The organism is Patescibacteria group bacterium (genome assembly GCA_040390045.1).
Lineage (GTDB): Bacteria > Patescibacteriota > Minisyncoccia > Phycocordibacterales > SIBU01 > SIBU01.
In genome coordinates, this window is record JAZJZC010000001.1 from 98,723 (window position 1) to 106,209 (window position 7,487).

The 7,487-nt window shown below is 41.6% G+C and carries 6 protein-coding genes and 3 tRNA genes; 6 read left to right on the forward strand and 3 right to left on the reverse strand.

Annotated features, from left to right (window positions below):
• Positions 1 to 16: 16 nt before the first annotated feature.
• From V4467_00530 to V4467_00540, 3 genes are all read right to left on the reverse strand, one after another.
• Positions 17 to 2,257 (reverse strand): class I tRNA ligase family protein, encoded by a 2,241-nt coding sequence (locus V4467_00530; GenBank protein ID MES2087461.1) that lies wholly within the window; start codon positions 2,255 to 2,257, stop codon positions 17 to 19.
• A gap of 29 nt (positions 2,258 to 2,286) precedes the next feature.
• A complete protein-coding gene (locus V4467_00535) occupies positions 2,287 to 3,156 on the reverse strand; it encodes a serine protease (protein MES2087462.1) in 870 nt (289 codons plus the stop codon).
• A 101-nt stretch (positions 3,157 to 3,257) separates the two neighbouring features.
• Positions 3,258 to 4,454, reverse strand: coding sequence for a cysteine desulfurase family protein (locus V4467_00540; protein MES2087463.1), 1,197 nt, complete (start codon positions 4,452 to 4,454; stop codon positions 3,258 to 3,260).
• Between the two features lie 89 nt (positions 4,455 to 4,543).
• On the opposite strand from V4467_00540, the gene V4467_00545 reads away from it, so the two are divergent.
• From V4467_00545 to V4467_00570, 6 genes are all read left to right on the forward strand, one after another.
• Complete coding sequence (locus V4467_00545) at positions 4,544 to 5,020, forward strand: DUF4446 family protein (protein MES2087464.1); 477 nt, start codon at positions 4,544 to 4,546, stop codon at positions 5,018 to 5,020.
• 37 nt (positions 5,021 to 5,057) lie between these two features.
• Positions 5,058 to 6,602, forward strand: a complete 1,545-nt coding sequence (gene infB / locus V4467_00550; protein MES2087465.1) for a translation initiation factor IF-2 — start codon at positions 5,058 to 5,060, stop codon at positions 6,600 to 6,602.
• 8 nt (positions 6,603 to 6,610) lie between these two features.
• Positions 6,611 to 6,940 carry a ribosome-binding factor A gene (locus V4467_00555; protein ID MES2087466.1) on the forward strand — a complete coding sequence of 110 codons (330 nt, stop codon included), beginning with the start codon at positions 6,611 to 6,613 and terminating at the stop codon, positions 6,938 to 6,940.
• Positions 6,941 to 6,949: 9 nt separating this feature from the next.
• Positions 6,950 to 7,024, forward strand: a tRNA-Cys gene (locus tag V4467_00560).
• Positions 7,025 to 7,193: 169 nt separating this feature from the next.
• A tRNA-Leu gene (locus tag V4467_00565) sits at positions 7,194 to 7,275 on the forward strand.
• 88 nt (positions 7,276 to 7,363) lie between these two features.
• Positions 7,364 to 7,436 (forward strand) — tRNA-Lys (locus V4467_00570).
• Positions 7,437 to 7,487: the final 51 nt, after the last annotated feature.

Sequence of the window (7,487 nt, forward strand, 5' to 3'; positions counted from 1 at the left end):
TTTTCTTTTGTAAAACTTATACTCGCTCACCTTTTGATTCTGGTTTTGGCCAAGGAGAAATCGCGAGTGGTGAGGTCGGATTATATAAACTCATATACAATTCTTCAGTCATGAACGGCATGAACGGATGCAAGATGACGAGATACTCGGCATAAACATGCTGTAATACTGATAGAGAAACTTCAACTTCAGCTTTCTCTTGAATGCCCTGTGCGTATCTTTCCAAATCTGAAAAAAAGCTACGAATCTTTTCTTGAGCTAAGGCAAAAGAAAATGCGTCAATATGTAAGGCGACGACAGAAGCAAGCCTTTCGACGGCCAACAAAATATTTTTATCTTCAGCTGATAACTCCAGCTGTTCAGAAAATTTTAATGAATATTGTCTCGCTAAAGAAACAATCGAACCAACGTTCCACAATCTTTGAGAAAATTCCTGAAAAGAAACCAGCTGCTCTTCGGAAAAAATAAAATCTTCCTGCATTGTGGTGTAGGACACGAGCGCCATCCTCGTCACATCCGCTCCAAATTTTTCTAAATAATATTCAAGAGAAACGGCATTGCCAAGACTTTTGCTCATTTTTTGTCCGTCCAAACCTTTCAAAAGCCGGTGAAGATAGACTGTTTTAAAAGGCAATTTTCCACTTATGTATCGACTCAACAATAATTTTCTCGAAACTGACAATCGAAGCAAGTCGTGACCGATCACAATTGAATAGCTTGGGTAAAAATAAGAAAAATCGTCTGAGTCCAAATCTCCGAAAACAATTTCACTCCATTGTCCCGAGGAAAACCACGTATCAAACGTGTCAGTTTCAGGTAAATACAATTTCCCGTTCTCCTTTTCTAAAACCCAACTTGATCCTTCCGAAGCATAAATTCTTTCTAATCCTTGTGAAATTTCTTCGAGAGACACCCCCTGATCTAAAAATTGTTTTAAGTTTCCGTACTGTTTTTCGCCTGTGTCCGTATTAAACCAAACCGTAAATTTTGACGGATCAGAAACATCGTACCAAATAGGAATTTTAATCCCCCAAACATTCTGGCGCGCGATAGGCCAATCGTGCATTTTCCCCATCCACTCGATTAAGCCTTTCTCTCTCCATCTTGGAAGCACAACGAGACCTTCCTTTTTAATAGCTTCAGTGGCAGGTTTTCTGAGCGGAGTTTTTTGATCATCCAACTTTAAAAACCATGTGAGCATAATCATGGTCTCAACAACGTGGCCACGTTTACATAGAAAAGTAGAATCCGTATAAGAATCATCAACTTTTTCAATCAAACCTCGTTCATTCAAAAAAAGTACTTCTCTATCTCGAGCCTCAAGTGGTTTCAAGCCAGGATACCGCTCGATCATATTTCCGTCCCAATCTAATAAATTTTGTGACGGAATAGAGTTACGCAAAGTATATTCGTAATCATATTTTTTATATGACGGAGAAAAAGGTGAAAGAAACTGATCGAGTTGTTCGGGATCAAACTTCCTCTTACTTGCTACAACACTGACCAACGCACCTGTGATCGGATTTTTTAAAATTTTTCCAATATGACTTGCGTACCGTTTGTCTTCGGGATGAATCAAAACATGGGTGACTGCAAAAAGAAACTCTGGACGTGTCGTTGCTAAGGATAAAAATTCTCCAGTGTCTTGTATTTCAAATTTTACAAAATATAGTGGAGTCGTTTCTTTATTCTCCTTAAGTTCGATGTCAGCCAATACCGTCGCGCACGATGAACAGTAATTGATCATGTAGCTTCTCCGATAGATCAGATTATCGGACACCATTTTCTGAAATGTTTTGCCAACAGATCGTAACGAAAGTTCATCCATAGTAAAACGAAACCGCGACCAATCAACACTGGCTCCAGAAGCTTTTATCTGACTTTTTATCAATTCATTGTTGTCAGTAACAAAATTTTTAATTTTCTCGAACAGCTCAGGCTTATTGTACTGAGATTTATCCTCGCCTCTTTTTTCTAACTCACGTTCAAAGGTAACCTGCGTCTCGTAGCCTCCATGATCTGTTCCAGGTATCCACAAGGTTGGCTCACCTTTCGCTCGGTGATAACGCGCCAAAATATCCTGGATAGCAATCATCAAGACATTCCCAATATGCATTCCGCCGCTCGCGTTTGGTGGAACGAGAAATATTGAGAATGGTTTTTTTGCGCGGTCAATTTTGGGAGTGAAATATTTCCCCTCCTCCCACATTTTATAGATTCGAGGTTCAACTTCTCGATGGTTATAATCTTTTTCCATAGATATCTGGAAAGAACGATTTAATTAAATTAGATCTTGCTACTTACTTTTGCAGAACTAATCACTGCACTGGGTAGGAATACGTTATCGAGCGTGCCAGCTGCAGTAACATGGATGCCTACAACATCCCCAGAAAGATTTACCAAAATGCCACCGAGCGCTTTGTTGGGAACTGAAGCGTCGGTTTTGATTGTGGAGATTTTAGATTCTTGTTTGGATGGTGTGGTTGTTCCAACCGCGCCGTCGTAAGAAATATTCGAAACAATACCTGTAGCCACAGCAATTTTCTCACCGCCAAGAATAACAATTGATTGACCTAATTTTACCGACGAACTGTCAGCTATAGCAGCTGGAGTGAAAACTGAGTTTTTGGTTTTGTCGTCAAGAATTGCTTTGAGAAAAACGATTGTGGCATCAGGAGCATTTGAAGGATTCAACGAAAGCGCCAGGGTGGTGCCATCAGGAAACGTAGCTTTGAAACTTTCTGGGATTGGATTGAAGTTAACATCAAGTACATTTTTTATAACCGCAGCATCAGTCGCAATGAGCCCTGTTTTGTCGAGAATTAAACCGTTACCAAGAAAAACTTCACGATAATTTTCAGGCGTTCCCACAATTCCAATTATAGAAACCAAACTTTTAACATTTTTCTCAATCGCAGCCACTACCAAATCGTCTTCTTTAACGACAACTGTTTCTTTGGTAACCACCGCAGCAGATTGGTTTGAACCCTGAGTCACTTTTTCGATGGTGTGTTCAACCACGCGATTGATCGTCTGGGTAACGCCCGGCGGCGCTTGATCCATAAGAGCTACGGTAATTATTCCCGTCGCAATTGAAGTGATGAACGAGACTAAAAGTGTAAGCAAAACAATTTGCTGTTTCGTGAGAGATTCCATAGCAAAAATAATATGTCAGCGACACATAAAAAGCAAGGCGGAGGAGAAGCTTTTAGCTGAGAGCTGTTAGCTTGGAGCTTCCAGATAAAAAGCGACACAAACTAGAATTGAATAATTCTTGTAAGTGCTTTCAAAAGATAGTCTAAATCAGATTTTTTTGTTTCGCGGCCAAAAGTAAATCGCAACGTAGACAAAGATCGCTCTTTTTTGCCGCCCAAAGCTTCTACAACGTAAGATCCACCAGATGAACCAAGACAGCTACTCTTAGTAGAACAAGCAATGCCGAGCGCATCTAATTTTAAAACTCCGAATTCAGAATCAAATCCGGGAATCGAAATATTCACGTTGTTTGGCAAACGCAATTTTAAATCCCCGTTTACAATCACTTTTTCTATTCCAATATTCTGCAGAACATTGGAATAGAAATAATCCCGTAATTTAGTAAGACGTTCAGATTCCTTTTTACGTATCGAATCAGCAATTTCAAATGCCTTTGCAAATCCGATTATTCCCGGCACATTTTCGGTTGTTGAACGTAAACCTCTTTCCTGCCCACCTCCAGCCAGTATCGAATGAAGTGCAGTTCCTCGGCGAAGATACAAGGCACCAACACCTTTCGGTCCATACATCTTGTGGCCATCGAGCGTCAAAAGATCGACGCCAAGATGTTCTGGTTTGCAATCAAGATAAAGCGGAGCCTGGCTTCCATCCGAATGAAAAAAAGTTCTAAACTTTTTTTCATTCGGAGAATTACGAATTACGAATTTCGAATTATGAATGGAGAGCAGCTTCGAAATTTCTCGGATGGGTTGTATCGTTCCAATTTCGTTGTTGGCGTAGCCAACTGATACAAGTACGGTTTCTTTGCGTAACACATTTAAAATGACTTGAGGATCCACGACGCCATTTTCTTTTACTTCCACATAATCCACTTTCGCTCCCCTGCTTTCCAATTCTCGAAAACATTCGAGCACCGAGCTATGTTCAATGACCGTCGTTACAAAATGCATTTCAGAAATTTTTCTACGAGTTTCCTCAAGCGCCTTGACCACACCAAAAATCGCCAAGTTGTTTGATTCTGTTCCGCCGGATGTAAACACTATTTCATCAGCATGGGCTTCCAAAAGTCTGGCGACACCAAGTCGCGCCACGTCAACCGCTTTTTTTGCCTCCAAACCTTCAGCATGAATCGAACTCGGGTTGCCAAATTTTTTAGAAAAATATGGAACCATAGCTTTTAAAACCCGCGGATCAAGCGGGGTTGTTGAGGCATAATCTAGATAGATCCTTTTGGTCATAAACTTCATCTTAGAAAAATTATCGACAACTAGCAACTTTTCAAAAACGCGATTGCCAAAACCCCATTTCTCAGATATAATCCGAGGCTATGGAGTTGTACATGCAAGAAATTTTGATAGGGTTTGGAGCAACGACAATCCTTTTAGCTGGACTGGCACTGCGAACCGAAATTCGGCTCAGAAAACTGTTGCGCGGCAACAAAGCAAAGAACCTTGAGGAGTCCATCGCACTCATCGAAAAGGACCTCAAAGAAATGACTCTCTTTAAAAAAGGAGTGACGACGTACCTTGAAGCGATGGAAAAAAGAGTAGGAAAAAGTATTCAGGGCGTTGGCACCGTTCGATTTAATCCATTCAAAGGAGACGGCAGCGGCGGGAATCAAAGTTTTGCCACGAGCCTTATCAATGAAAAGGGTGACGGCGTTATTCTCTCGAGTATGTATTCCAGAGATCATGTCAGCATATTTGCAAAACCGATTAAAAATTCAAATTCAGAATTTGAGTTAACCGCAGAAGAAAAAGAATCGCTAAAAATGGCTCAGGAATCGGTACGATCGGGTAAATAAAATCTTAGTATGAAACTAAGAATCACGATAAAAAATAATGACCGCAAAACCAGAAAAACTAAATACTGCCTTTCCCTGTGCTCCGGTCATTGCGGTCATGGGTCATATTGACCATGGAAAAACTACGCTTCTTGATTATATTCGACAAAGTTGCGCAGACGACGCAAAAGCCAAACACAAAAATGTAGCTGACGGCGAAGCTGGCGGCATCACTCAACACGTTTCAGCCTATGAAGTAAAAAGAAAATCGGCTGACGGAACAATTAAATCAATCACCTTTATCGATACTCCCGGACACGAGGCCTTTGCGGGTATTCGTTCACGTGGCGCACGTGTAGCTGACATCGGCATTCTTGTTGTCTCAGCGGAAGATGGCGTCAAACCTCAAACTGTCGAGGCGTTGAAATTTATCAAAGAAGCCAAACTTCCCTACATCGTTGCCATTACCAAAACCGACAAACCTGGCGCAAACATTGAGCGCGCCAAACAAAGTCTTTTGGAACATGAAATTTATGTTGAAGGATACGGCGGAGAAATTCCTTGCGTGCCCGTCTCCGGAAAAACGGGAGAAGGCGTACCGGAGCTTCTCGATATGATTTTGCTTGTCGCAGAAGTAGAAAATATTTCGGCGCATCCTGAAAAATCTGCTGAAGGAGTAATCCTCGAAACCACACGCTCAAAAGAACGAGGTGTTTCAGCAACCCTCATCGTAAAAGATGGGACGCTTAAAAAAGGTATGGTAGTCGTCTCAGGTAATGCCGTCTCCCCTCTAAGGCAGATGGAAAATTTTGCCGGGAAAAAAATTGAGGAAGCCTTGCCGGGAACGCCTGTGGTCATCACCGGATGGGATTTGATGCCAGAAACCGGCGCAACTTTTCACTCTTTTGCCACAAAAAAAGAAGCTGAAAAATATCTTGAGAATTCGAAACTTACTCCAGTCAAATCAATTCAAAGTAAAACTGCTACAATCGAAGAGCGGGTCGCGTTACCTGTTGTGATCAAAGCCGATGTCTCAGGAACTTTGGAAGCTATCAAATATGAATTGAGCAAACTGGCGACTGACAAAATTTATGTAAAAGTCATTCAGTCAGGCACGGGGGATATCAACGAATCCGATCTAAAAATTGTAGCAGGAAGTTCTGGCACTTGTCTTTTTGGTTTTAATGTAAAAGTTGATACCGCCGCTAAAAACTTATCAGAGCGAGATGGTGTAGCTATAGAAATGTTCACTATTATTTACAAACTCATAGAACGCGTTCAAGTAATCTTGCTCGAGCGAACACCAAAAATTGAAACAACAGAAATCCAAGGAAAAGCGAAAATCATTCGAATGTTTAGTATTGTCAAAGATCGCCAGATTATCGGAGGCAAAGTGACAGAAGGACTTTTGAAAGTTGGCAATGAATTCAAAATCATTCGCCGAACAGCGGAGGTTGGTACCGGCAGGATCCGTGAACTGCAACAGCAAAAAGTGAAAACGAGTGAGGTGGCGGAGGGCCGAGAATTCGGAGCGCAAGTTGAAGCGAGAATTGAAATTGCACCCGGTGACGTTTTAGAAGCCTTCTTGATAACGCAGAAATAATAAAATCCATGGAAGACATCAAACAAGAACGCTATAGAGAAATCATCAAGCAAAAAGCTTCCGAGTTTTTTGAACGTGAATCCGCCGGCGGTGCCCTCATCACCGTAACCAGTGTGCGTCTGGTAGAAAAAAGTAAACGAGTAACGATTTTTTTCACTGTCTACCCCAACGACAAGGAAAATGGCGTGCTCGATTTCGCCAAAAGAAAACGAAGTGAATTTAGGAATTTTCTAAAACACGGCAGCAAACTTTTCAAATTGCCTTTTGTTGATTTTGCGATAGACTTAGGCGAGAAAAACCGCCAGAAAATCGACTCTTTGTCAGATTTAAAATATTAATTGATTGAAGGCCACGTAGAAAAGTGGTAATTCGGAGATCTGCAAAATCTCTATGCGCGAGTTCGATTCTCGCCGTGGCCTCCACGAGCAAAGCACATTGTGCTTTGCGTGGGAGAATCGAACGGCGGAGTACAAAATTTTCAGCAGAAAATTTTTCGAGCCGGTGCCCAGACCAAAATTTGTGACGACAAATTTTGAGTCGCGGGCGATTCTGCTCGTGATTACGGAAGGCGTTTAACGCTTCCCAAAAATCGCCCGGGTGGCGGAACTGGTATACGCGCACGACTTAAAATCGTGTCTCGAAAGGGATGTGGGTTCGATTCCCACTCCGGGCACAGCAATTTTTAAACCTTGAATAAAAGTGATTTTTAAAGTATCGTATCCTCAAGCTGTAAGCTATTAGCTGACAGTGTAATATTTTTTGCGCCCATAGCTCAGTTGGTAGAGCAATCGCCTCTTAAGCGAAGGGTCGTAGGTTCAATTCCTACTGGGCGGACATTGCAACTAATATAAAATCGCCTTAAAAAGATTTGGCGATTTTTTGTTG

Excerpts from the sequence above, each read along its gene's own strand:
- V4467_00535 (MES2087462.1), bottom strand. The coding sequence starts at position 3,156 with ATGGAATCTCTCACGAAACAGCAAATTGTTTTGCTTACACTTTTAGTC.
- infB (MES2087465.1), top strand. The coding sequence starts at position 5,058 with ATGACCGCAAAACCAGAAAAACTAAATACTGCCTTTCCCTGTGCTCCG.
- V4467_00540 (MES2087463.1), bottom strand. The coding sequence starts at position 4,454 with ATGACCAAAAGGATCTATCTAGATTATGCCTCAACAACCCCGCTTGAT.
- V4467_00530 (MES2087461.1), bottom strand. The coding sequence starts at position 2,257 with ATGGAAAAAGATTATAACCATCGAGAAGTTGAACCTCGAATCTATAAA.
- V4467_00555 (MES2087466.1), top strand. The coding sequence starts at position 6,611 with ATGGAAGACATCAAACAAGAACGCTATAGAGAAATCATCAAGCAAAAA.
- V4467_00545 (MES2087464.1), top strand. The coding sequence starts at position 4,544 with ATGGAGTTGTACATGCAAGAAATTTTGATAGGGTTTGGAGCAACGACA.